Genomic DNA, 22,548 nt, shown 5'->3' with positions numbered 1-22,548 from the left:
CGGGGTAGGGGAAGAGCGGGGAGAGTAGGGGACGACCGACCTCAGATCCGGTTCTCGCGGCCGGGGTCGACGTCGATGGCGTCGACCGGACAGACGTCGACACACAGCATACAGTCGATACACTGGTCCTCGTCGGTCGGGTTCGCCTTCCGGTCGGACTCGGGGTGGCCGGGCGTGTCGACCCAGTCGAAGACGTCGACGGGACAGTCCTCCAGACACGCCCCGTCGGCCAGACAGATGTCGAAGTCGACGGCGACGTGGGTCCCGCGGATCCCGAGTTTCTCGGGCGGCTCGACCGGCCCCCACACGTCGACGTCGTGCTCCTCGCCGGTCCGCTCCAGGTTCCGCTCGAAGTTCGGGTCGATGCCCATCTTGCTCTGGATTTCGCGCCTCGGTAGTTAAACTCCGCGACGCCGGGTGAGCGGTCGCTCTCGAGGAACCATCCGTCACACACGCTCTCCGTGGTTCAAACGTCGTTTTGAGCGTGTCAAGGAACTATCACTGACGCGGCTCACTCCGGCCACGATGACGATACGAGAACGGATCCGCCTCCGCCCGCGGTCGCGGACGGTCCTCGTCGCGCTGGCGCTGACGCTCGCCGGGTCGGCGGCCGGCCTGCTGGGAGCGATGCTCCCCGGGTCGTTCGGGTTGGTGACGGCGACGACTCCCGACGCGATCTACGTCGTGAGCAGTCGCGGCGTCCAGTTCGGTTTCGGCGCGTTCGCGGTCGGGTACGTCGCCTACACCGGCGAGTGGTCCCGGTACGCGCGGTTCCGGCGACCGGGACCGCGTGACGCGGTGGCCGTCGTCGGCGCGTTCCTCGCCGTCGTCGCGGTGGGCACGGCGACGGACGCGCTGATCGCGACGCTGGGGCTCTCCTCGGAGCCGGTCACCGGGACCGTCGACCACGACTTCGTCTGGCACGCCCGGCCGGCCCTGTGGCCGCTCGTCCTCGTCGCCTGGGTCGCGTTCGCGGCACCGGCCGAGGAGCTGTTCTACCGCGGGCTCGTTCAGACGCGCCTCCGGGCGTCGTTCTCCGCCGGCACCGTCGTCGTGCTCTCCGGCGGCTGTTTCGCGCTGTCGCACGCGCTGTTCTCCGTGTTGAGCGGCGCGGGCGGCGCGGCGGTCGCGACGACGTTCGTCGAGCTCTTCGGTGCCGGGCTCGTGTTCGGCGGGTTATACGAGCTCTCCGATAACCTCGTTCCCGTTGCGGCGTTCCACGCGCTGACGTGGCTCGAACCGATACACGCGATCCAACGGGCCCTCGTCGCCGTCCCGTAGCCGGCGGTCCGTCAGCCCGGTACGCGGCGACCGCGCCGACCTCGGGATCGAGGCCGAAGTCTCACGGGTGGGCGAAGTACGCCACGAGCTCCTCCTCGCCGGTCGGGCCGTCCGGCTCGTCGGTGCCGGCCGGGTCGAACGAGTCGAGCCGGGCGAAGCCGATCCGCTCGAACTGGACCACGTCGTCGACGGCGGCGTCGGCGACCGCCGGCTCGGCGTAGCCGCGCACGTCGCCCTCGAGGGTGCGCATGAGCGTCCCGAGCGACTCCGCCGCGGGCACCCAGTGGACCACGTCGACGTCGCCGTCGCGGACCACGTCGATGTCGGCGTCGAGGTAGACGAGCTCGTCGGCCTCGCGGCGCACGGGACCGTACCCCTTCAGCCAGACGCGCTCGCCGGCGGGCGGGAGGTCCGACTCCTCGACGAGGACCCGCCCCGCCGGGATCGTCCGGTCGCCGCGGTCGGGGTGGTCGGGGTGTCGCGCGGGGCTTCCGGCCGCCGGCGCGGGGGCGTCGCCGTCGACGACCGGCAGCTCGACCGCCGGGTCGTCCTCGCGGTCGCGCACGAGGAAGAACCGGTCCGCCTCGTCGTCGACGAGGTCGCGGTTGTTCGCGTACACCGACGACATCGCCAGGTCCACGTCGGAGGTCGACATCCCGAGGTCGGTCATCGACTCGACGAGCGCCTCGCCGCGGATCCCGCGCCGGCGGACCGATCGAATGGTCGGCGCGCGCGGGTCGTCCCAGCCGGTCAGCTCGCCGTCGGCGATCAGCTCCTTGATCGTCGACGTGGAGAGCTTCACGTCGTACTCGTCGACTTGGACGTGCCCCCAGTGAAGCACCTCGGGGTACTCCCAGCCGAAGTAGTCGTAGACGAAGCGCTGGCGCTTCGCGGAGTCCTGGAGGTCGATGCCGCGGATGATGTGGGTGACGCCCGTGAGGTGGTCGTCGACGCCGGACTGGAAGTCGAGCATGGGCCAACAGCGGTACTCCGCCGCCTCCTCGCGCGGGTGCGGCGTGTCGATCATGCGGAACGCGACCCAGTCGCGCAGCGCCGGGTTCTTGTGGTCGATGTCGGTCCGCACCCGGAGGACCATCTCGCCGGAGCCGTACTCGCCGTCGACCATGGCCTCGAACTCCTCGCGGACGGTCGCCTCGTCCTTCCCGCGGTGTGGGCAGGGCTCGCCGTCGTTCTTCAGCTCCGAGAACGCCTCGCCGGCACACGAGCAGGTGTACGCGCCGTCGCGGTCGATCAGCTCGCGGGCGTGCTCGTAGTAGGTCTCGAGCCGGTCGGAGGCCTTCAGCACGCGGTCGGCCTCGAAGCCGAGGTACTCGACGTCCTCGAGGATCGCGTCGTACGCGTCGAGGTCGGGCCGTTTCGTCTCGGGGTCGGTGTCGTCGAACCGGCAGATGAACTCGCCGTCGTAGCGCTCCTTGTACGTCCCGATCACGGCGGGCATCCGGGCGTGGCCGATGTGCCAGGGGCCGTTGGGGTTCGGCGCGGCGCGCATCACGACCTCCCCCGTCTCCGCGTTCGGCAGGTCGGGGAGGACGTGCTCGTCCGTCTCGTCGTCGGCCTCGAGTTCCGCGAGTCGCTCGGGGGCCAGCTCGCCGAGCCGGTCGCGTCGCTCCGCCTCGTCCATCGCCGCGACGCGGTTCACGATCGGCGCGAGCAGGCCGGGTATCTCGTCGCCGTGCGGGCGGAACTCGGGGTTCTCGCCCATCAGCGGACCCATGATCGCGCCCACGTCCGGGTCGCCGTCGTGTTTGAGCGCGTTGAAGAGCGCGGCCGTCTCGCCGGCCGCCTCGACCCGCTCGCGGAGTTCGTCGTCCATACCGTCGGCTCGTCGGGGCGACTCAAAAACGCCGCGAAACCGTCGGCGTCACGGCGGGAGACGCGGATCGCGTCGGCGGGCGGCCGGCGACCCGTCCGCTCCCGTCCCGCCGTCGGGGCCGCGGGTAGGGGCGTCGACTCCTCGGCGACCCGCGAACATAAACCGTCGAGACCGTTCACGCCCGTCAGCCCGCCTCGGCGGCGTGAACGGTCGCGACGTTTATATGTGCTCGACGACCTACTCGGCGGATCGGTCCGGAGTCGGCGGTCAGTTCGGCGTCGATGATCGGTCCGAGGCCGAGAATCAAGTCGAGGCAGGTCCGCGGAATTATAGCCGCTCGGGTTCTGAGGGCGGGCATGGAGACGCGAGGGTTCCGATCGGGACGCACACGTCCCGGGGGTGCGGGATGGTAGAGCCGATGTCGCGGGAGGAACGCGATGCCGGCAATCGCAAAATAAAGCTCGGGTTCCTGCTTCTGGTGGCCGTCTCACCGCCGCTCATCACGCTGCTCGGCGACCCGACGGTCGGTCAGGTGGCGATCGCGGCCGGCGGCGGACTCCTGCTCGGACTGCTTCTCGTCTGGTACCTGGGTCGGCTCGCCTCCGAGTTCACCGAGGGCTCTCGTCGGCTCCGGTAGGGTCGCTCGTCGGCTCCAGTAGGGGGCTCGTCTGGGCCGAGAGAACTGCTCGCCGGATTCGGGAGGGCTACTCGCCGGATTCGGGAGGGCTACTCGCCGGCAGCCTCGAGGGTTTCGTCGTCGACTGCGAGCGTCTCGCCCGCGACGTCGACCGTCTCGCCGACGCGGTCGCCGACGACCGACCGCGAGGAGGACAGCGGCGAGACGCTCACCTCGCCCTCGACCGTCGCGCGCCGGTCCGAGCCGGGGTCGTCGGCCACGTCCCCGCGGAGGAACTCCCGCCAGAAGCGGTCGCGCAGCTCCATCCCCATCTCGCCGCGGCGCTCGCCGAAGCCGGAGGCGTCGCCGCCGGGATCACCGTCGCCCGCGGTTCCGGTCGCGTTTTCTTCCTCCTCACCCGCCGCCTCCGTGCCGGGGTGGAACTCGATCACGTCGAAGCCGCGGGCGGGCTCCGTCAGCCGGTAGGTCGGGTCGACGGCGGCCTCGTCGTCCGCGGCGGGGACGTTGACGTTGAGCACGTCCGCGCCGAACGGGAGGCGGCCCTCGTCGTCGACGCGGGCGACGAGGTCGGCCGCGACCCGCCCGGCGAGCGCGAAGTCGTCGTGGGAGACCGTCGGCGGGATCGGGAGGTTGCCGCGGTCGTACAGCGAGACCGCGATGGCGGGCGTCCCGAGGAACGCCGCCTCCATGGCCGCGCCGACGGTCCCCGACTGGCCGAGGACGTGCGCGCCGATGTTCGGGCCGTGGTTGCAGCCGGAGACGACGACGTCGGGCTCCAACTCGAGCGCGACCGCCGCGACGGCGACGCAGTCGGCGGGCGTCCCCTCCACCGCGTAGCCGAGGTCGCGCTCCGTGTACTCGATCGTGGTCTCCCACCACGACCGGTTCCCGCCCACGCCCGACTGGTTCGTCGCCGGCGCGACGACGGTCACGTCGTACTCGGCGGAGAGCGCCTCCGAGAGCGCCCGGATCCCGGCCGCGTCGATCCCGTCGTCGTTGGTGAGGAGGACCTCGCGTGTCATGGAGGTCTCTGGGAGGCCACGGGTGAAAACGCCGCCGGAAGCGGTCGAGCGACGCGTGGCGGACGCTGGGCGACGCGTGGCGGACGCCGTCCGGACGGGGGCGTCGGTGGAGGACTGGTACTCCGGCGGTCAGGCGGGTGCGGGGACGGGACGCGTCGTCGGGAGACCGGACCCCGTCGTCGGGAGACCGGACCCCGTCGTCGGGAGACCGGACCCCGTCGTCGGGAGACCGGATCCGTCGATCGGAGAACTCCGGGGTCGGATCCCTTTCAGTCGGCGGCCACGGGCTGGCGCGACTCCGCCAGCGCCAGCACCTCGTCGAAGAAGCCGAGCGAGTCGTGCGGGCCGGGGTTCGCCTCGGGGTGGTACTGGCGGGTGATGACGTCGAGCTCCTCGCTGTCGAGCCCCTCGACGGTGTCGTCGTTGACGTTCACCTGGGTCACCTCGAGCGGGCCGGTGTCGGAGACGGTGTAGCCGTGGTTCTGGGTGGTCATCACGACCCGGTCGGTACGGAGGTCCTTGACCGGCTGGTTGACGCCGCGGTGGCCGAACGACATCTTCTCCGTCGAGCCGCCGAGCGCGCTGGTGATCACCTGCTGGCCGAGACAGATCCCGGCCATCGGAACCTCGCCGGCGAAGGCGTCGACGACCTCGTGGGCGGCGACGAAGTTCTCCGGGTCGCCGGGGCCGTTCGAGACGAACAGCACGTCGGGCTCGACCGCCGCCACGTCCTCGGGGGTCGCGTCGTACGGGAGGACGTGGACGTCCGCGCCGCGCTCCGTGAGCGAGGAGATGATCGAGCCCTTCGCGCCGCAGTCGAGCATGGCGACGGTGGCCTCGTCGCCGCCCTCGTGGACGGTCGGCTCCGTCACCGACACCTGCGCGCCGATGTCGACGTGCGCGCTCATCGGCTTACACTCCTCCATCTCCGCGACCGCGTCCTCGGGAGTCGCGTCCTCGCCGGCGGCGATGCCGCAGGCCATCGCGCCCTCCTCGCGGACGGTAGTGACGATCTCGCGGGTGTCGAGGTGGTCGATCGCCGGGACGCCCTCGCTCTCGAGCCAGTCGGCGACGTCGTCGGTCATCTCGCGGGCGATCGCCGCGCGCGGCTGGACGGAGTCGGACTCGAACCGCTCCTCTCGGACGCCGTAGTTTCCGATCAGGGGGTACGAGAAGGTCAACACTTGCTCGGCGTAGGAGGGGTCGGTCAGCGATTCCTCGTAGCCGGTGTACGCGGTCGTGAACACGAGTTCACCACGTGTCCGCCCCGGCGCACGGGCGCGCGCTTCGAGCACGCGTCCGTCGGCCAGCGCGATATAGGCGTCCGACATTACGAGATACGTACGAACGAACCGTATTAAATGCGTCGTTCGAAGGTGAGCTACGAAATTCGTAACGGAATCCGGGGGCCGGCGTCGTCGGGATACCGGGCGCGACGCGATCCCGAGGAGATCCCTTTCGACGCGGTGGTCGGTGAACCCCCCGGGCGTTAGAGATTGCTTATAGAACGGGTATTTCAGTAGAGATCGGGGTGATAAGAAAGGGATCGTTGCTGGGGCGGTGAACTCTTTCAAAGCCCCAGCCGGCTCCGATCGAGGACCTTGCTGTGCTCCTCGTCGCTCGCGTTGCTCGCTCCTGCGGTGCTTGCGTCGGCCGTCTTCCCGGAGCCGGCTGCCCCTTTGAGTCCCACCCGACCGCAACCGCCCCGCACCTCACGCCTCCCCAACCTCGCGGCTCGCTCCGCTCGCCGCGTCCCTCGCGTGCTGCTCGCGCCCTGTCGGGCGCTCGCAGGCGCGCCACCGCCCCGGCGATCGCTCACTCCTTCGGCTGTATTGACCGCATCCGAGTAGGAGGAGCTCCCCCCTCTCCGGAGACCCCCGAGCTTGACTGCGAACATCGCACTCACGGGTCGATCTCGCTGTGGAGTTCGAAGAAGCGTTACGATCTTCGTAAGCGGTAAGTCGCCGCCGACCCTCCCTGCCGTATGGACGACCTCGACCGCCGGATCCTCTCGATCCTGCGACGGGACGCGCGAACCCCCTACACCGAGATCGCCGACCGGGTCGGCACCTCCGAGGGGACGGTCCGCAACCGCGTCGACCGGCTGACCGAGGAGGGCATCATCGAGCGGTTCACGGTGACCACCCGGACCGGCAACGTGAAGGCGATGATCGAGATATCCGTGGAGATGAACGTCGACACCGCGGCCGTCGGCGAGCGCATGGTGGAGTGGGAGGAGGTGGACTTCGTCTGGCAGGTCTCCGGCGAGGACGACATCGTCCTCGTCGTCGACGCGGTCGACACTCGCGCCGTCAACGAACTCATCACGCAGGCGCGCGAACTCGACGACGTCAAATCCACGAAGACCCGGCTCATCCTCGACGAGCGCCTCGGCTGATCCGGACGTACGCCTCGACTGACCCGCGACGATCGCGGGTGCGGTACGCCCCGACCGGCCCTCTCAGTTCTCCGCGTCGAGGTCCGGCGACCGCTTCTCGGCGAGTTCGCGCTCCAGGCTCCCGCGCTCCCAGTTGCGCACAGCGTTCCCCTCGATCTCGGCGTGGAGCTTCTCCTCGATCAGGTTGACCGCCACGCTGTTCGCCCCCTCCGGGATGATCAGGTCGGCGTGACCCTTCGTCGGCTCGATGAACCGCTCGTGCATCGGCTTCACCGTCGAGAGGTACTGGTCGATGACGCCCTCGAGGTCGCGGCCGCGCTCGAGCACGTCCCGACGGATCCGCCGGAGGATCCGCACGTCGGCGTCCGTCTCGACGTACAGCCGGAGGTCCATCATCCCGTTTATCTCCTCGTCGTGGAGCGCGAGGATCCCCTCGAGCACGATGACGTCGGTCGGCTCGACGGTGACGCGCTCCTCCTTGCGGTTGTGGACCTCGAAGTCGTACTGGGGCATCTCGACCGGCCGCCCCTCCAACAGCGTCTCGAGGTGATCGCGGAGCAGGTCCCATTCGAAGGCGGACGGATGGTCGTAGTTGACCTCCTGGCGCTCCTCGAAGGAGAGCTCCGAGCGGTCCTCGTAGTAGTTGTCGAGCGGGATCCGCGTGACGGCGTCGCCGAGGTTCTGCGTGACGAGCCGGGAGACCGTCGTCTTTCCCGCGCCGGTCCCCCCCGCGATCCCGATCACGAACGAGGGAATGGTCATACCCGCGTTCCGACGCCGGGGCGTTTCAAGCCTCGCTTTCGCCCCGCGTTCCGGACCACCCGCGGTTCGGGACCGTCCGTCGTCCGGACCACCCGCAGTCCGGAACCGCCCGTCGATCCGGAACCGTCCGCCGCCCTCGCCCCCCGTCGACCCGGATCGTCGGCCGAAGCGGGTCCTACGCCCGGAGGCGTGATAACGGTACCGGGGGCAGTTTTTAGCCGTTCGCCGCCGATCCGCCAGTATGCGCATAGATACCACGGTTCGCGACGTGATGCATCGGGAGTTCCTCGGGGTCAGCGAGTCGGACCCGCTCGCCGACGCGGCCGAGCTGTTGGTCGAGGAGGGAACCGACTGCCTGGTCGTCCTCCGCGGCGGGGAGGCCGTCGGCCGGCTCGCCGCGCGGGACGCGCTCGCGGCCGTCCTCGAGGGCGACGTCGACGACGCGACCGTGGGCTCGGTGATGCGCCCGCCGCTGCCGACGGTCGCGCCCGACGACGGGCTGCGGGCCGTCGAGGAGCGGCTGGTCGCGGAGGGCGTGGATCGCGTCGTCGTCGCCGCCGACGGGGAGGCGGTCGGGGTCGTCACCGCCCGCGACTCGCTCGCCGCGGGCGCGGCGCGGGAGGAGGATCCCCCGAGGAGCCGACGGTCGCCGCCGACGTGCGGAACGGCGCGCGCCTCGAGACGACGCGGTCGGGGACCGCCGACGCGGCGCGGGGATCCGAGCGGGCTCGGACCGCGTCCTCGACGGACGCCGGAGGCGTCCCGACGCAGGGGGTCTGTGAGGTGTGCGGCGCGCTCGTACCGGACCTCGCGGACGCGAACGGACAGGCCATCTGTCCGAACTGTCGGGAGGTCTGAGCGGACGGATCGAGCGGCAGGCTCAAGCGCGGGAGGGCACTACCACGAGTCGTGTCGAACCTCGAGGAGCCGCGGATCGTCGCTGCGACCGTCGACGACGTCGACGCGGTCACGGACCAGTGGGTGGCGCTCGCCCGCGGCCAGCGCCGCCACGGGTCGACGCTGCTCGCGTCGGAGAACCGGGCCGCGGTCAGGGAGTGGGTCGCCCGGAGCGTCGTCACCGGCGAGCTGCTCGTGGCGCGGGGCGAGGGTCCGGCCGAGGAGAACGCCGGGAGGGACGACGAGGGGAACGATCGAACGGACGACGGAACGGCCGCCGAGGAGTCGATCGTCGGCTTCGTCGCGTTCTCGATCGAGCGCGACGGCTACGATCGCGACCGGACGCGCGGCGTCGTGAGCAACCTCTTCGTGATCCCGGATCGGCGCGGCGAGGGGATCGGATCGGCGCTGCTCGCGGCGGCCGAGCGCGAGCTGGCGGAGGCGGGCGCGGACGCGGTCGCGCTGGAGGCGCTCGCGGACAACGAGCGGGCGCGGGCGTTCTACGCCGACCACGGGTACGACCTCCACCGGGTCGAACTCCGCAAGGAGCTCGACGACGAGGCGTGAGTCGTCCCGGAGATCGTCCCGGGAGGTTCGCCGAAAGCGACACGCACTCATACGAGCGCCGAGAACGTCCGGCCGCGCCAGGGGAGCATGGGTGGTTCATGCACTCGACTTGTAATCGAGATTTCCGGGGTTCAACTCCCTGCCCTGGCTTCCGACCGTCTCCGGTCCCGGACTACCGCTCGATCCCGCCCTGTTCTTTGATCCGCATGATGTGGCGGACGTTGAGATAGATCTCCTCGGGCGAGGTCGACTCCGCGGGGTCGTACAGGTCCGACACGCGGTACAACACCGCGGAGAGCTGCTTGCTCTCGGAGCTGTCGCCCCGCACGTCGTCGGCGACCTCCCGGAGGAACTCCCGGACCTCGGCGTCGTCCGCGAACGCCTCGCCCGCCGCGTCGGTCGCCGACTCCGGCACGACCGGGTCGACCCCGGCGGCCTCGAGCGGGTCCGCTGACTCGTCGCCCTCGTCGCCGGGATCGTTCCCGCGTTCCTCCCGTTCCTCGCCCCCGGTCATCGTCCCTCGCTGGCCTCGCGGCGTCGGACGACGCCGGCGTTGTTCGCGACGTTCTCGACGAGCACCCGGAACGCGTCGGCGGTGTCGCCCTCCCCGAGCACGACCGGCGCGCCGTCGTCGCCGCCGGTTCGCACGGCCGGATCGAGCGGGATGCCGCCGAGGAACGGGAGGTCGTGGTCGGCCGCGAGCGCCTTCCCGCCGCCGGAGCCGAATATCTCGTGGAAGCCGCCGCAGTCGGGACACCGGAACCCGGACATGTTCTCCGCGATCCCGAGCACGTTCGTGTCGTGTTTGCCGAACATCCGGAGCCCCTTCACCGCGTCGTCGAGCGCCACGTCCTGCGGCGTGGTGACGATCACCGCCCCCGTCAGCGGCAGGGTCTGGAGGATCGTGAGCTGGGTGTCGCCCGTTCCCGGCGGCAGGTCCATCACGAGGTAGTCGAGCTCGCCCCACTCGACGTCCTCGACGAGCTGGGTGATGATCTTGTGGACCATCGGGCCGCGCCAGATCACGGGGTCGTCCTCGCCGGTGAGGAAGTCCATGCTCATGAGCTTCACCCCGTACCGCTCCGGCGGCACGATCGTCTCGCCGTCGGTCTGCGGGCGCTCCTCGGCCGAGACCATCCGCGGGACGTTCGGACCGTACACGTCCGTGTCGAAGAGGCCGACCCGCGCGCCGAGTTCGGAGAGCCCCGCCGCGAGGTTCACCGCCACCGTCGATTTCCCCACGCCGCCCTTGCCGGAGGCGACCGCGATCACGTTCTCGACGCCGGGCAACACCTGCTCGGCCGCCGACAGGTCGTCGGGGATCGACGCCGACAGCTCCACGTCGAGGCCCGTGTCCGCGAGCGCCGCCCGCACGTCGTCGGCGATCGCCGATTCGTGTGGCGAGAACGGGGCACCGAGCGCCAACGAGACGTGAACCGTTTCGTCCCCCTCGTCGAGGTCGATCCCGTTCACCAGCCCGAGCGAGACCACGTCGTCCCCGAGGTCGGGGTCGTCGACCTCCCGCAGTCGCGCTCTGACGTCCGCTTCGTTCATGTCCGGGAGGAGGGCGGTGGCGCGAATAAGGGTTCGGTACGGCGGTCGAACCGAACGCCGAAGGGCTTATGCCACGCCGAGATACGGATTGCGTATGTACGACGGCTCGGAGTCGAGCCTCCCGATCCGGCTTCTTCACGTCGAGGACGACGCCGCCTTCGCCGACCTCACGGCGACGTACCTCGATCGCCTCGCACCGGCCGTCGATCACGAACCCGTCGCGGCGATCGACGAGGCTCGCGGGCGGTATCGCGAGGAGTCCTTCGACGCCGTCGTCTGTGATTACGACCTCCCCGACGGCACCGGGATCGACTTCCTCGAGTGGGTCCGCGAGGACGACCCCGAGCTCCCGTTCGTGCTGTTCACCGGCAAGGGATCGGAGGAGGTCGCGAGCGAGGCCATCTCCGCGGGCGTCACCGACTACCTCCAGAAGCGCGGCGGCGGCGACCAGTTCGAGGTGCTCGTCAACCGGCTCCGGAACGCGGTCGACAGGAGCCGGCTCATGCGGCAGGTCGAACGCAGCATCGCGGCGCTGGAGGCCGCCAACGAGCCGATCGGGATCCTCGGTGCCGACGGGCGGTACCTGTTCGCCAACGAGGCGTACGCTTCGGTGTACGGTCGGTCCTCCGAGAACGTCGTCGATCGCCACTGGAAGACGTTCTATCCCGACGACGAGATCGAGCGGTTCACCGAGGAGATCCTCCCCGTCGTGACGGAGAAGGGCCACTGGACCGGCGAGGCCACCGCCCGCGACGAGGACGGCCGACTGATCCGCGAACGGCTGGTCTTGACGCACACGACCGACGGGGGACACGTGTGTATCGTCCGCGGGGCGGAGCCGGTCTCGGAGTCGGACGACTGAGGGGGCCCGAGGGGTCGAGACGGGTCAGTCGATCCGCGTCCCCGGCGCGTCCCCGCGCAGGAACGTCTCCAGCCCCTCGGGGCCGAAGACGGACGCGGGCGCGTCGAGTTCGAGCAGTTCCCTGACCTTCGCCGCCATTCCCCCCGAAACGTCGGTCGCGTCGCTCGCGCCGAGCGCGTCGGCGACCGCCTCGAAGGAGTCGATGCGATCGATCACCTCTCCGTCGCCGTCGAGGACGCCGGGAACCGTCGAGCAGACGCCCACGCGCTCGGCGTCGAGCCCCGCGGCGAGCTCGACGACCAGCTCGTCGCCGGAGACGACGGTCACGCCCTCGGCGGCGGTCGCGACCCCGTCGCCGTGAAGCACCGGGACGAACCCCTCCGCGAGCAGCGTCGCCGTCGAGGAGCGCGGCAGGTCGAGGTCGCCGTCGACGCCCGCCGGCCGCGCCGAAAGCGAGAGCGGGTGGACGGGGACCGCGGGCACGTCGCGATCGTGAAGCGCCGCGAGGACGGCCCGGTTGAGCCGCGCCATCGCGCCGTGAACGTCCATCACCGCGTCGGCGTCGTGGGTGCCCTCGGTCGTCGAGATCCCGTGCTCGCTGGCGTGGTGGTGTCCGAAGCTCCCGCCGCCGTGGATCACGACGAGCCGGTCGACCGCGCCGGCCGCGAGCGCGCCGGCGACCGCGTCGCAGGCGGTCGCGAGCGCCGACTCGTCGACGGTCTCGGGCCGGTCCTTCTCCGTGATCACGCTCCCGCCGAGCTTGAGCACGACGGGCGGATCCGCCGGCCGGCCGGCCGGAGTCCCGGCGGTCACGACTCCACCACCCGGACGCCCTCGGTGGCCAGTTCGGCGCGGAACGCCTCCTCACACCCCTGCGTGAACGAGAGCGCGGTCGGCGTCTCCGCGCCGGGGTCGAGCGCGACGATACAGCCGCCGCCGCCGGCGCCGGTGAGCTTCGCGCCGTGGGCGCCCGCGTCCCGCGCGGCCCACACCATCGCGTCGAGCGAGCGCGCGGAGACGCCGAGCGCGGCCAATAACCCGTGGTTGAAGTCCATCAGGTCCCCCAGTTCCTCGAGCAGCTCCCGGGAGGGGTCCGCCTCGGGGACCGCCTCGGCCAACAGCTCCTCGCCGTCGCGCACGATGTCGCCGATCGCGTGGACCGTGTCGGCGGCGAACCGGTACTCCTCGCGCAGCTCGCGGACGCCGGCGACGAGCTCGCCGGTGTCGCCCGCGCCGCCGTCGAACCCGATCACGAACGGGAGGTTCGGGGCGTCGATCGCCTCGCAGTCGTCGCCCTCGACCCGAACCGCCCCGCCCATCGTCGAACAGAACGTGTCCGCGCGGGAGGCCTGGCCCTCCTGGACCTCGAACTCGGCGCGGTAGGCGCGGTCGGCCAGCTCCTCGCGGTCGAGCGGCTCGCCGAGCGCGCGCGTGGCCGCGTCGATCCCCGCGACGACGACCGCGGCCGACGACCCCAGTCCCGCACCCAACGGGATCTCGCTTTCGACGGTGATGTCGAAGCCGGCGTCGGGCGCGTCGGCCGCAGAGCGGGCCTGTCGGACCGCGGCGTCGACGTAGCCCATCGCGGCCTCGACGAGCGGCGCGGGCGCGTCGATGTCGGGGCGGTCGCCGGTCCCGCCGGTGTACTCGACGGTGAACCCGTCGAGCGAGAGGTCCTCGGCGGTGACCCGGACGTGGTCGTCCTCGCGGGGTTCGGCGGTCACCCGCGCCCGGCGCTCGATCGCCGCCGGCACCGCGGGCTCGCCGTAGACGACGGCGTGTTCGCCGAAGAGGTACACCTTCCCCGGCGCTTCACAGACGGTCATGTCCGTCCACTCTCCCCGAGGGCTTACAGGCGTTGCGTTTGAGGAGTACGCCCGACGGAACGGCCGAACGCGGAGCGATCGGTCGATCCGACCCGTCACTATCGGCCCGGTGGCTCCGCCGATCCGCGCTCCGACTCCCGGTCGGCTATCGTCTCCCCGCGTCGGATCGCCCGACGGAGCGCGATCCCGGCGATGTCGCCGCCGCGCTCCGCGGTCCGCCGCAGCTCGCGCGAGACGAGCCGCAGCTCCGACGCGTCGGCGTCTCCCTTCGGTAGCCGCCGGTCGAACGCCTCGATCCGCCGGCGCGTCCGGTCACGGCCGTCGAGCGCGCTCCGGGCGGCGTCGACGCCGCCGTCGCCGAGGAGGGCGGCGACCCCCTCGGAGACGACCTCACGGGCCGCATCCCCGATCTCGCGACACGCCTCCATCCGGGCCTCGGTCGGCGGGGCGTCCAACCGTCCCGCGGCGGCCCCGACCTCCGTCGCGGCCTCGTGAACGCGCCGCAACTCCCGCATCGCGGTCCACGACTCGAACAGCTCCGAGCGGGTCGACCCGAGGGCGTCGATCTCCGCCAGATCCGCCGCTCCGCGGACGGCGGACCGCTCGATCATCGCCGACAGTCGGTCGGCCTGCTCACCCCTCGAGTCGAACGCCGCCGGATCCCCCGACCCCGCCGGGTCCGCCAGGGCGTCGACCGCGTCTCGGTGTATCGAGCGCACGACGAAGGAGAGCTGCCGGAGCGACTGGCCGACCGACACCTCCTCGGCGTCCAGGAGGATGCGTACCGTCATCGAGGTCTCGGACTCCACGGCGACCGACATCCCGATCCGGCCGCGAGCGACCCGGTCGATCGCGCGCCGCTGTTCCGCCGTGAGAGGGCCGTCCGGGTCGAGGACGACTTCCCGCGAGCCGGCCGCGTACGCCGCCCGCAGCGTGCGTTCGATCGTCTCCGGGCTCGACGACTCGATCCGGGCGGTGATCGGTGCGGTGTCGTCACCCCCCTCTCCCTCCTGGATCGCCAGCACGCCGTCGACGTGTTCGTGGAGGGTCACGGCGTCGCCGGCGGTGACGCCACGCGATTCGGCCCACTCCTTCGGTAGCGACACCGTGTAGGTTCCGCTCCCGACCGTCTGGATCTTGCGCGTTTCCATCGTTCAGTAGATCAGCTCGGGGTCGCTTTCGATCATGTACAGCGTCCGCGCCGCGATGTTCACGGCGTGGTCCGCCACCCGTTCCAGGTCGCGGATCGTCAACAGGACCCGAGAGACGTCGTCCAACAGTCGCTCGATTCCCCACGCGTCGCCGGCGGATCCACCGATCAGGTCGCGGGTGACCGTCTGACTGGCCCGCTCACAGAGCGCGTCGATCTCGTCGTCGTCGTCGGCCACGGCCCGACACGCGTCGGCGTTCCCCGTCTCGTACGCGGAGAGGCTTCTATCGAGAAGCGAGCGTGCCAGCCGGCCGATCTCGTCTATCTCGGCGTCCGGAGCCACGGTTCGTCTCGCCGCGCGCGCGTACTGAGCGAGATTGACGGCGAGGTCGCCGACCCGCTCGAGGTCCGTGATGACCTTGAACGAGGCGGTGACGAACCGCAGATCGCCGGCGACCGGCTGCTGGAGCGCGAACAGGTCGACACAGCGGTCCTCCAGCCGCAGGTACGTCTCGTTCACCTCGTCGTCGCCGTCGATGACCGCCCGCGCCAGCGACTCGTCGTGGCTCTCGATGGCCTCGAGGCTCTCGTCGAGCCGACCGGTCACCAGATCGCCCATGGCGAGCACGTCGGACCGGAGCTCCTCCAGTGAGTCCTGATAGCGTTCCCTAGGCATGGTTACCCGAACTTGCCGGTGATGTAGTCCTCCACGCGCTCGCTGTGCGGGTTCTCGAACACCCGGTCGGTCTCGCCGTACTCGACGAGCTCGCCCCCGGTGAGGAAGACCGCGGTCTGATCCGAGATGCGCGCGGCCTGTTGCATGTTGTGCGTGACGATGACGACCGTGTACTCCTCGGCGAGGTCGTCGATCAGGTCCTCGATCTTCGCGGTGGCGATCGGGTCGAGCGCGGACGCGGGCTCGTCCATCAGGATGATCTCCGGGTCGACCGAGAGACAGCGAGCGATACAGAGCCGCTGCTGTTGCCCGCCCGAGAGCCCGAGCGCGTTGTCGTCGAGCCGGTCGTTCACCTCGTCCCAGAGGGCGGCGTCACGGAGACACCGCTCGACGAGCTCGTCGCGTTCCTCCTCGTCGCTCCGGTTCAACAGGCGGTCGAGGAGTCCGGTGTTGAGGTCCCCGTGTTTCTTCGGGCCGTACGCGATGTTCTCGCGGATCGACTTCGGGAACGGGTTCGGGGACTGAAACACCATTCCGACCCGCTTTCGGAGCTCGACGAGGTTGACGCCGTCCTGGTAGATCTCCTCGCCGTCGAGGCGGACCGACCCGTCTATCCGCGCGGACTTGATCCGGTCGTTCATTCGGTTCAGACACCGGAGGTACGTCGACTTCCCGCAGCCGGAGGGACCGATGAGCGCGGTGACGCTCTCTTCGGGGATCTCCATCGAGACGCCCTTCAGCGCGTGGTCGTCGCCGTAGTGGACGTCGAGGTCCTCGACGGCCATCTTGGCCGCCCCCTGGAACCGGTAGTCGGTCCACTCCGAGCGCGTCTGCTCGGCGGTCTCGCCGGTGGTCGTCGTGAGCGGCTGGTCGGTGTCTGTCGTCGCGGTCTCCGTCTGGGTTTCCGTCTGGGTCTGTGGGTTGGTGTTCTCGCTCATTGGAGATCAGGTGTGCTTGAGCCGCCGCCGGAAGTAGTACCGCGTCGCGATCCCGATCGCGTAGAAGGAGAGGACGACGATCAGGAGGACGAGCGCCGTCGCCCACCGGAAGGCGTCGGGGTCGCCGACGTTGCTGCTGGCACCGACGCCGGCCGAGATGAGGGCGTACAGCTGGTAAGGGAGCGCCGAGGTGGCCTGGAGGAGCTCCGGGTTCGCGACGAACGGCGGCGTCGACGTGAACTGGAACCCGCCGATGACGTTCGCCGTCTGCGAGCCCGGGACGAACGTCCCGCCGGCCATCGTCAGCAGGATCGGGGCCGTCTCGCCCGCGATGCGGCCGACGCCGAGGATGACGCCGGTGACGACGCCGGGGAGGGCCGCGGGGAGGACGACGCTCCGGATCGTCTGCCACTTCGACACCCCGAGGGCGGCGCTCGCGTCGCGGTACTCGTCCGGGACCGAGAGCATCGCCTCGCGGGAGGTGATCACCACGAGCGGCAGCAGCATGAACCCGAGCGTGATCATGCCCGAGAGCAGGGACTTCCCGTTGCCGAACCGCGGGATCAGGAAGGCGAACCCGAACAGCCCGAAGACGATGCTCGGGGTGCTCCACAGCCCGTTGGTGGCGACCTCGACGACCTGCGTGAACCGCCCGCGCTCCGCGTACTCCGTGAGGAAGACGGCCGCGCCGACCCCGAGCGGGACGGCCAGAAGCACCGCGCCGATCACGAGCCAGAGCGTGCCGACGATGGCGGGCAACACGCCCTGGAAGTCGTTGAACAGGGCGACGCCGTTCATCACGAAGGGGACCGAGAACGGGAGCGTGACCGACGCGCCGAGGATCGTCGTCTGCGGCCCGGTTCCGAAGCCGAACTCCGCGCCGTTGAGCAGGCCGGGGATCCCCTGGACCACCACGAAGGCGACGAGGACGAAGAGGAACGCGACGATTGAGAGCGCGTTCAGGTAGACGAGCACGTACGCGCCCATGTGTCGCCCGCGGGCGCCGAAGCCGCCGTACGCCTTCGCCGACGCCCACCCGCCGTAGAGGGCGGTGAAAAGCGTCGCCACGGGGATGAGGAACTCCGCGGTGATCGCGGCCTGCTGTTCCCAGCCGAGCTCCCACACCCACGTCGGGCCGATGACGCCCGTCAGGAAGACGAGCCCGGTCACGGCGAGAAGCGTTCCGAGGGGGAGCGTCGAGCCGAGGTCCTCGCGCGGGAGAACGGTCGTCGCGAAGGCGACGGTGCCGGTAGCGAGCCCGGCGACGACGCCGACCCCCGCGCCGAGCCCGAGCGTCCGGCTCGCGACGCCGCCGCCGATCAGGACCCACGGGACCGCGGCGCCGAATCCGGCGACGAGCCCGGCGCTCGGGTCGGGGCCGGTCTCGACGTAGCCGAGCCGTGAGCCGACGCCGAAGGCGGTCACCGCGACGCCCAGCGCGGTCAGAAGCGCCCCGAGTAACGTCACGGTCGGCAGCCCGAGCAGCGACCCGGTGAGGCTCACTCGCTCGAACATCGCCGCGACCGAGAGCGCGAACAGGACCGTCGAGATCCCGACGGCGACGGCGGCGACGGCGTCGGTCTCGGTCGTCTCCTGCTCGACCAGCCGGGTGTCCGTCCGACCCGCTCTGGCCATCAGACCTCACCTCCGAGCCGCTTGTGCATCCGCCACTCGATGTACTGCGCGCCCACGGAGATGACGAGGACGGTGACGAACAGGATCACGCCGGCCACGAACAGCGCGTCCATCTGGAGGCCGTCGGCCTCGCCGTAGTTCCGGGCGATGAGCGACGTCAGCGTCTCCTGTCCGTAGAAGACGTTGACGAGCGGCTCCGTGAGCCGGGGCACGCCGCGGAGCATCACCGTGGCGGCCATGGTCTCGCCGATGGCCCTCCCGACGCCGAGCAGGACCGCGGCGGAGACGCCGGAGAACGCCGCCGGCAGGGTGATCGAGGTCATCGTCTGCCAGTCGGTCGTCCCCATCGCCAGCGACCCGCTCTTCATCGATTCCGGCACGCTGCTCAGCGCGTCCTCGGCGACGGAGACGACGGTCGGGAGCGCCATCAGCCCGACGACGATGCCGACGAACAGGTACGACCCCTGGCCGGTCGTCCGGAACTGTGTGGACGCCCAGGGCCCGAGCACGGTGAAGCCGATGAACCCGTAGACGATCGAGGGGATGCCGGCGAGGATCTCGACGCCCGGCTTAACGACTTCACGGACCGCCGCTGGGGCGATCTCCGAGAGGAAAAGCGCCGCCGAGACGCCGAGCGGCGCGGCGACCGCGGACGCGATGAGCGTCACCATGACCGTCCCGTGGATCATCGGCACCATCGAGTACCGGATCGGGGGCGAGACGGCGTCCCACTCCGGCTGGATGAACATCCGGATCCCGGGGACCGTGACCCCGAACACCGTCGCGCTCTCGTACCGGATCACCGGGATCGACTCCCGGAAGATGAACACGATGATCAGCGCGAGGACGAGGATCGTCGACACCGTCATCATCAGCGCGATGACGTACGCCGTCTCCTCCTGATAGCGGAACCACCCGACCGCCGATGCGCCGAGGAAGACGACGAAGGGGACGATGGTCAGGTTCGAGACGGCGAGGAACCCGACGAGCGTGGCGAAAAGCGACAGCGCCATCACGGAGACGACCGCCAGCGCGGGCGGCTCCGTGTCGTCGACGAACTCCCGGCCTCGTCGGAGCCAGGCGGCGAACGCGTCGTTCAGTCCATCCAGAGCGTTTGTTACCGGTGCCATGAGTCTGTTATCGAAGGCATTTGCGTGTTTTCCGTGTCCGAAAAGCGGTATTCGTATCGAGCGTGGGTTCCGAGCGTCGGGGGAGACGGGCGTCGCGGGAGGGCCGATCCACGCGAAGGGGCTCAGCTCGCGGCGACCGACCGAAGCCGGAGCTCCGGCGGTCTACGGCATGATGAGGTCTTCCGTGGCGACGGACGAGACCTGCTCTTTCATGGATTCGAGGTCGCTCGTCGGAAGCGGGATGTAGTTGTTGCCCTCGACGAAGACGGTCTGGCCGAACTCGTTGAGGAACATGTTGACGAACGCCGCCTCGCGCCGGTCGTACCCGCCGCCGTCGGGGTTGCTCTCCTCGATGAGGGTGTACATGTGGAGGTCGCGGTTGAGCGGGTACTCGCTGTCGAAGATGGTGTTCTCCGCGTCCCGGCTGGTTTCGTACACCGTGCCCTCGAAGTTGATGGCGACGGGCGTGACCTCCGGACCCGTGAACGCCAGCGCCATGTACGCGATCGAGCCCTCGTTCTGGGCGACCGCCTGTGCGACCTGCTGGTTCTGCCCGAAGCGGGTGTCGACGCCGGGCATCGCGGCGTCGGCCCCGCCGAGCATGTTCAGCCGGAACGAGGTGTCGGTGCCCGACCCCTCGGCGCGGCCGATGGCGTAGATCTCCTGGTCGTAGTCGATCCCGTCGATCTGGTTCCAGTTCGTGATCTCGTCCTGGTAGATCCCGCGGATGTCCTCGCCGGTCAGCTCGCTGACGCCGGCGTCAGCGACGTCGGAGCTGACGACGACCGGCTGCCCGTCGCGACCGACGACGTTGTCGACGACCGTGTTCTGAGCCTCCTCCTCGCTCCAGTCGAGCTCGGCCGTGATCGGGCCGGAGGAGTTGCCGATGTCGACGAGCCCCTCGGTGACGGCCTCACAGCCGGTGCCCGAGTGGCTCAGACCCACCGTCGTCGGGAACGGCGGCGAGGAGCGCTGGTCGGTCGGTTCGAAGCCGAACTTCGAGGCGAAGTAGTCGGCGATGAGCATGTCCTCCGCGCCGTCGGACGCGAGCTGGTCCCAGCCCGGGACCGAGCCCTCGTCGTTCGCGCCCCAGTACTCGCCGTCGCTCGGCGGGGCGTTGGAGTTCCAGTACGAGCTCCCCGTGTTCGAGATCGGGTACACCGTCGAGGAGCCCTCGGCGTTGAGCAGCGCCGTGTTCGGACCGGAATCGCCGTCACCGCCGTCGCCGTCCCCACCGTCTCCCCCCGAGCCACCGTCCCCGCCTGAGCCACCATCCCCGCCGTCTCCGCCGTTCCCGCCGGACCCGCCTCCGGAGCCACCGTCGCCGCCACCGCTCTGGCCGCTACAGCCCGCCAGACCGGCGGTTCCGAGCGCGCCGGAGCTGATGAGGACTTTCCGCCGTGATACCCTGCCGTCGACCCAGTTGCGGTCGGACATCACGTGGACCGGATGCCCAGATTATTAAAGCGATTTATATTTTTAATACGGGTGTCTATAGGCCCGTGACTGACGCGTAATAGCACCCCGGTTCACGACGGACGAGTACGAACGCTATATACTCCACTGTACTACTCCGTTGGGTACCGTCCACGAACGATCGGCTCTGACGGAAGGTATACACCGTTCTGTGAGGAACGCCGACGCATGAGCGAGACCGCGCCCGCGGAGACTCCCCTCGACGAACTCGTCGACGCCGTCGCGGACCGAACGGACGAGGACCCGGAGTCGGTCCGCCGGTGGCTCGATCCCTTCACCGATGACGAGCGGGTCACGCCCGCGGCGATCGAGGCGACCGTCACCGACGTTTCACAGGTACTCGCCACCGCCGAGACGCGGGTCGACCTCGCGACGCGCGCTTACGAGAGCGCGAGCGACGCCGCCGCCGACGCTCCGGACCTCGACGTCGTAGCCGTCCGGCGTCGGGGGTTCGAGGACCGGATCGCCGACCTCCGGGCGGACGTCGAGACGCTCGGCGAGGAGCTCGGCGCGGCGACGGCGGATCTCGACTCGCCGGTGGAGGTGTACCGGGCCGCGGTCGACCTCCACGAGATCACGACCGACGCGAACCGCATCGTCCGGGTCGCCCACGACCTCGAAACCGACCTCGAGGCGTTCGAGGCGTGGCTCGGCTCCGCCAACCGACGCCACGACGCGCTCCTCGACGACGTCGACGCCGCGGAGGAGTCGGCCGCGTCCGTCGCCGAGACCGTCGAAGCGATTCGGGCCGCGGACGACCCGGACCCGGAGCGCCGGTTCGACGCGACCGTCCAGACGCGCGTTCTCGACCTCGCCGTCGCCGACCTCCGTGCGGAGGCGGCCGACCTCCGTACCTGGGCGGACCGCGAGGGACTCTCGTTCCCGGACGACGTCGAGGAGCGGATCGACGCCGTCGAGGACGAGGCGGCGAGCGCCGAGACCCTCGGGGACGATCCGAACTGGGACGACCGGTTCGACCGGCGGCTCGAGACGCTCGAACGGGAGCTGTCGGCCGTCGATCCGCCGGTCGCGTGGAGCCGCGTCGACGAGGCGATCGCGGAGGCGCGCTCGGCGTTCTCGACCGACGATCCGGACGGAGACGGGGACCCGGGTGAGGAGACCGTCGACCGATAACGGCCGATCCTCCGGACGACGCGGCGAATCGGACGAGAAACGGCCGCCGGCCCGTTCGACCCGCGGGATCGCAAGCCGCCTCCGGCGAGCGGGGGACACGGTCCGCTCCGAACGCTGAACGGGTGGTCGTCGATTCCCCCACGTCGGGCATCACCGTGCCCCTACCTTTTCACGCCGGGCTTCCGTCCGTGCCGCCATGACACAGGCCTCGTCGCTCGTCGCCCGATCGCTCTCGGAGTTCCTCGACGCCGCCGCCGTCGCGGTGCCGCGCGTGCTCTCGGGGATCGTCTTCCTCGCGCTGGCGTACGTGACGGTCAGCGTCGTCCTCGCGGTCGTCCGACGGTCGATCGACCGGCTCTACGTCGACGACCGCGAACTGATAGGCGACCTCCTCGTGACCGTGGTGGCCGTCTTCCTCTGGTTCGGCGTCGCGCTCACCTTCCTGAAGGTCGTCGGAATGGGGGAGATCGCCGCCAGCCTCGGCACCGCCGTCGGCTTCATCGCGCTCGGCGTCTCCTACGCGCTCTCGGAGATGATCGAGGACACCGTGGCCGGGATCTACCTGCTGAAGGACCCCGACTTCAACGTCGGCTACCGCGTGGAGGCGAAGGGCGTGACCGGCACCGTCGCCGCCATCGAACTCCGCAAGACCCGGATCGACACGGACGGCGGCGACCGGATCGTGATGGCCAACCGGGAGATCGAACCCCGATGGACCCACGACGTGCCGGAGGTCGAGACCGGGTCCGGGAACGACTGAACGCCGGAG

At 70.3% G+C, this 22,548-nt stretch carries 22 protein-coding genes, 1 tRNA gene and 1 pseudogene; 9 read left to right on the top strand and 15 right to left on the bottom strand.

The features are described from left to right. Positions 1–41 precede the first annotated feature (41 nt). On the bottom strand, positions 42–371 hold the full coding sequence (locus AXA68_RS12840) for a 4Fe-4S dicluster domain-containing protein (protein ID WP_066417482.1): 330 nt from the start codon (positions 369–371) through the stop codon (positions 42–44). Positions 372–525: 154 nt separating this feature from the next. Here AXA68_RS12840 and AXA68_RS12835 point away from each other — a divergent pair, with 154 nt between their 5' ends. Next, positions 526–1,281, top strand: a complete 756-nt coding sequence (locus tag AXA68_RS12835) for a CPBP family intramembrane glutamic endopeptidase (RefSeq protein WP_066417479.1) — start codon at positions 526–528, stop codon at positions 1,279–1,281. Between the two features lie 61 nt (positions 1,282–1,342). On the opposite strand, the gene AXA68_RS12830 is transcribed toward AXA68_RS12835, so the two are convergent. Continuing rightward, positions 1,343–3,115: a glutamate--tRNA ligase gene (locus AXA68_RS12830; protein ID WP_066417475.1), complete on the bottom strand. Its 1,773-nt coding sequence runs from the start codon at positions 3,113–3,115 to the stop codon at positions 1,343–1,345. A 406-nt stretch (positions 3,116–3,521) separates the two neighbouring features. On the opposite strand from AXA68_RS12830, the gene AXA68_RS12825 reads away from it, so the two are divergent. After that, positions 3,522–3,752, top strand: coding sequence for a hypothetical protein (locus AXA68_RS12825; protein WP_066417473.1), 231 nt, complete (start codon positions 3,522–3,524; stop codon positions 3,750–3,752). 89 nt (positions 3,753–3,841) lie between these two features. On the opposite strand, the gene surE is transcribed toward AXA68_RS12825, so the two are convergent. Beyond that, positions 3,842–4,774 carry a 5'/3'-nucleotidase SurE gene (surE, locus tag AXA68_RS12820; RefSeq protein ID WP_066417471.1) on the bottom strand — a complete coding sequence of 311 codons (933 nt, stop codon included), beginning with the start codon at positions 4,772–4,774 and terminating at the stop codon, positions 3,842–3,844. A gap of 269 nt (positions 4,775–5,043) precedes the next feature. Then, positions 5,044–6,105 carry a glutamine-hydrolyzing carbamoyl-phosphate synthase small subunit gene (gene carA / locus AXA68_RS12815; RefSeq protein WP_066417469.1) on the bottom strand — a complete coding sequence of 354 codons (1,062 nt, stop codon included), beginning with the start codon at positions 6,103–6,105 and terminating at the stop codon, positions 5,044–5,046. A 653-nt stretch (positions 6,106–6,758) separates the two neighbouring features. Between carA and AXA68_RS12810 the strand changes: the two genes are divergently transcribed. Next, entirely contained in the window at positions 6,759–7,172 is a 414-nt protein-coding gene (locus AXA68_RS12810) for an Lrp/AsnC family transcriptional regulator (RefSeq protein WP_066417468.1), read from the top strand. A 63-nt stretch (positions 7,173–7,235) separates the two neighbouring features. Here the strand turns inward: AXA68_RS12810 and udk are convergent, their stop codons facing one another. Further along, positions 7,236–7,934 carry a uridine kinase gene (gene udk, locus AXA68_RS12805; protein ID WP_066417466.1) on the bottom strand — a complete coding sequence of 233 codons (699 nt, stop codon included), beginning with the start codon at positions 7,932–7,934 and terminating at the stop codon, positions 7,236–7,238. Between the two features lie 241 nt (positions 7,935–8,175). Here udk and AXA68_RS17605 point away from each other — a divergent pair. The 3 genes and pseudogenes from AXA68_RS17605 (at position 8,176) to AXA68_RS12790 (ending at position 9,548) form a co-directional block, all read left to right on the top strand. Next, positions 8,176–8,792: pseudogene (locus AXA68_RS17605) on the top strand (CBS domain-containing protein). 51 nt (positions 8,793–8,843) lie between these two features. Further along, the gene (locus AXA68_RS12795) at positions 8,844–9,398 is read left to right on the top strand and encodes a GNAT family N-acetyltransferase (RefSeq protein WP_066417465.1); all 555 of its coding nucleotides are present in this window, start codon (positions 8,844–8,846) and stop codon (positions 9,396–9,398) included. Positions 9,399–9,474: 76 nt separating this feature from the next. Further along, a tRNA-Thr gene (locus AXA68_RS12790) sits at positions 9,475–9,548 on the top strand. Positions 9,549–9,570: 22 nt separating this feature from the next. On the opposite strand, the gene AXA68_RS12785 is transcribed toward AXA68_RS12790, so the two are convergent. Next, positions 9,571–9,912, bottom strand: a complete 342-nt coding sequence (locus AXA68_RS12785; RefSeq protein ID WP_066417458.1) for a hypothetical protein — start codon at positions 9,910–9,912, stop codon at positions 9,571–9,573. Continuing rightward, complete coding sequence (locus AXA68_RS12780) at positions 9,909–10,952, bottom strand: Mrp/NBP35 family ATP-binding protein (RefSeq protein WP_066417454.1); 1,044 nt, start codon at positions 10,950–10,952, stop codon at positions 9,909–9,911. Before AXA68_RS12780 ends, AXA68_RS12785 begins: the two co-directional genes overlap by 4 nt. Positions 10,953–11,046: 94 nt before the next feature. Between AXA68_RS12780 and AXA68_RS12775 the strand changes: the two genes are divergently transcribed. Beyond that, positions 11,047–11,814, top strand: coding sequence for a response regulator (locus AXA68_RS12775; RefSeq protein ID WP_066417452.1), 768 nt, complete (start codon positions 11,047–11,049; stop codon positions 11,812–11,814). 24 nt (positions 11,815–11,838) lie between these two features. Here AXA68_RS12775 and AXA68_RS12770 read toward each other — a convergent pair whose 3' ends face one another. From AXA68_RS12770 to AXA68_RS12735, 8 genes are all read right to left on the bottom strand, one after another. After that, positions 11,839–12,627 carry an isopentenyl phosphate kinase gene (locus AXA68_RS12770; RefSeq protein WP_066417450.1) on the bottom strand — a complete coding sequence of 263 codons (789 nt, stop codon included), beginning with the start codon at positions 12,625–12,627 and terminating at the stop codon, positions 11,839–11,841. Then, positions 12,624–13,640 carry a mevalonate kinase gene (gene mvk / locus AXA68_RS12765; RefSeq protein ID WP_066417448.1) on the bottom strand — a complete coding sequence of 339 codons (1,017 nt, stop codon included), beginning with the start codon at positions 13,638–13,640 and terminating at the stop codon, positions 12,624–12,626. Before mvk ends, AXA68_RS12770 begins: the two co-directional genes overlap by 4 nt. A gap of 98 nt (positions 13,641–13,738) precedes the next feature. Continuing rightward, positions 13,739–14,791 carry an AbrB/MazE/SpoVT family DNA-binding domain-containing protein gene (locus AXA68_RS12760; protein ID WP_066417446.1) on the bottom strand — a complete coding sequence of 351 codons (1,053 nt, stop codon included), beginning with the start codon at positions 14,789–14,791 and terminating at the stop codon, positions 13,739–13,741. Between the two features lie 3 nt (positions 14,792–14,794). Continuing rightward, positions 14,795–15,466: a phosphate signaling complex protein PhoU gene (gene phoU / locus AXA68_RS12755; RefSeq protein WP_066417443.1), complete on the bottom strand. Its 672-nt coding sequence runs from the start codon at positions 15,464–15,466 to the stop codon at positions 14,795–14,797. 2 nt (positions 15,467–15,468) lie between these two features. Then, the gene (gene pstB, locus AXA68_RS12750) at positions 15,469–16,404 is read right to left on the bottom strand and encodes a phosphate ABC transporter ATP-binding protein PstB (protein WP_066417440.1); all 936 of its coding nucleotides are present in this window, start codon (positions 16,402–16,404) and stop codon (positions 15,469–15,471) included. A 6-nt stretch (positions 16,405–16,410) separates the two neighbouring features. Further along, positions 16,411–18,039: a phosphate ABC transporter permease PstA gene (gene pstA, locus AXA68_RS12745; protein WP_066417436.1), complete on the bottom strand. Its 1,629-nt coding sequence runs from the start codon at positions 18,037–18,039 to the stop codon at positions 16,411–16,413. Then, positions 18,039–19,169: a phosphate ABC transporter permease subunit PstC gene (pstC, locus tag AXA68_RS12740; RefSeq protein WP_066417432.1), complete on the bottom strand. Its 1,131-nt coding sequence runs from the start codon at positions 19,167–19,169 to the stop codon at positions 18,039–18,041. Before pstC ends, pstA begins: the two co-directional genes overlap by 1 nt. Positions 19,170–19,331: 162 nt before the next feature. After that, positions 19,332–20,606 carry a PstS family phosphate ABC transporter substrate-binding protein gene (locus AXA68_RS12735; protein WP_066417424.1) on the bottom strand — a complete coding sequence of 425 codons (1,275 nt, stop codon included), beginning with the start codon at positions 20,604–20,606 and terminating at the stop codon, positions 19,332–19,334. Positions 20,607–20,813: 207 nt separating this feature from the next. On the opposite strand from AXA68_RS12735, the gene AXA68_RS12730 reads away from it, so the two are divergent. Together AXA68_RS12730 and AXA68_RS12725 are read left to right on the top strand one after the other, a co-directional pair. Continuing rightward, complete coding sequence (locus AXA68_RS12730; protein ID WP_066417421.1) at positions 20,814–21,779, top strand: halo transducer protein; 966 nt, start codon at positions 20,814–20,816, stop codon at positions 21,777–21,779. Between the two features lie 196 nt (positions 21,780–21,975). Next, positions 21,976–22,539 (top strand): mechanosensitive ion channel domain-containing protein, encoded by a 564-nt coding sequence (locus AXA68_RS12725; protein WP_066417417.1) that lies wholly within the window; start codon positions 21,976–21,978, stop codon positions 22,537–22,539. Positions 22,540–22,548 lie beyond the last annotated feature (9 nt).

The organism is Halorubrum aethiopicum (assembly GCF_001542905.1).
Taxonomy (GTDB): Archaea; Halobacteriota; Halobacteria; order Halobacteriales; family Haloferacaceae; genus Halorubrum; species Halorubrum aethiopicum.
Note: the sequence above shows the minus strand (reverse complement) of the source record. Positions and strands in the feature narration are given on the sequence as shown.

Excerpts from the sequence above, each read along its gene's own strand:
- pstB (WP_066417440.1), bottom strand. The coding sequence starts at position 16,404 with ATGAGCGAGAACACCAACCCACAGACCCAGACGGAAACCCAGACGGAG.
- pstC (WP_066417432.1), bottom strand. The coding sequence starts at position 19,169 with ATGGCACCGGTAACAAACGCTCTGGATGGACTGAACGACGCGTTCGCC.
- carA (WP_066417469.1), bottom strand. The coding sequence starts at position 6,105 with ATGTCGGACGCCTATATCGCGCTGGCCGACGGACGCGTGCTCGAAGCG.
- AXA68_RS12780 (WP_066417454.1), bottom strand. The coding sequence starts at position 10,952 with ATGAACGAAGCGGACGTCAGAGCGCGACTGCGGGAGGTCGACGACCCC.
- AXA68_RS12830 (WP_066417475.1), bottom strand. The coding sequence starts at position 3,115 with ATGGACGACGAACTCCGCGAGCGGGTCGAGGCGGCCGGCGAGACGGCC.
- AXA68_RS12835 (WP_066417479.1), top strand. The coding sequence starts at position 526 with ATGACGATACGAGAACGGATCCGCCTCCGCCCGCGGTCGCGGACGGTC.
- phoU (WP_066417443.1), bottom strand. The coding sequence starts at position 15,466 with ATGCCTAGGGAACGCTATCAGGACTCACTGGAGGAGCTCCGGTCCGAC.
- AXA68_RS12785 (WP_066417458.1), bottom strand. The coding sequence starts at position 9,912 with ATGACCGGGGGCGAGGAACGGGAGGAACGCGGGAACGATCCCGGCGAC.
- surE (WP_066417471.1), bottom strand. The coding sequence starts at position 4,774 with ATGACACGCGAGGTCCTCCTCACCAACGACGACGGGATCGACGCGGCC.
- AXA68_RS12825 (WP_066417473.1), top strand. The coding sequence starts at position 3,522 with ATGGTAGAGCCGATGTCGCGGGAGGAACGCGATGCCGGCAATCGCAAA.
- pstA (WP_066417436.1), bottom strand. The coding sequence starts at position 18,039 with ATGGCCAGAGCGGGTCGGACGGACACCCGGCTGGTCGAGCAGGAGACG.
- mvk (WP_066417448.1), bottom strand. The coding sequence starts at position 13,640 with ATGACCGTCTGTGAAGCGCCGGGGAAGGTGTACCTCTTCGGCGAACAC.
- AXA68_RS12840 (WP_066417482.1), bottom strand. The coding sequence starts at position 371 with ATGGGCATCGACCCGAACTTCGAGCGGAACCTGGAGCGGACCGGCGAG.
- AXA68_RS12735 (WP_066417424.1), bottom strand. The coding sequence starts at position 20,606 with ATGTCCGACCGCAACTGGGTCGACGGCAGGGTATCACGGCGGAAAGTC.
- AXA68_RS12730 (WP_066417421.1), top strand. The coding sequence starts at position 20,814 with ATGAGCGAGACCGCGCCCGCGGAGACTCCCCTCGACGAACTCGTCGAC.
- AXA68_RS12725 (WP_066417417.1), top strand. The coding sequence starts at position 21,976 with ATGACACAGGCCTCGTCGCTCGTCGCCCGATCGCTCTCGGAGTTCCTC.
- AXA68_RS12775 (WP_066417452.1), top strand. The coding sequence starts at position 11,047 with ATGTACGACGGCTCGGAGTCGAGCCTCCCGATCCGGCTTCTTCACGTC.
- AXA68_RS12810 (WP_066417468.1), top strand. The coding sequence starts at position 6,759 with ATGGACGACCTCGACCGCCGGATCCTCTCGATCCTGCGACGGGACGCG.
- AXA68_RS12760 (WP_066417446.1), bottom strand. The coding sequence starts at position 14,791 with ATGGAAACGCGCAAGATCCAGACGGTCGGGAGCGGAACCTACACGGTG.
- udk (WP_066417466.1), bottom strand. The coding sequence starts at position 7,934 with ATGACCATTCCCTCGTTCGTGATCGGGATCGCGGGGGGGACCGGCGCG.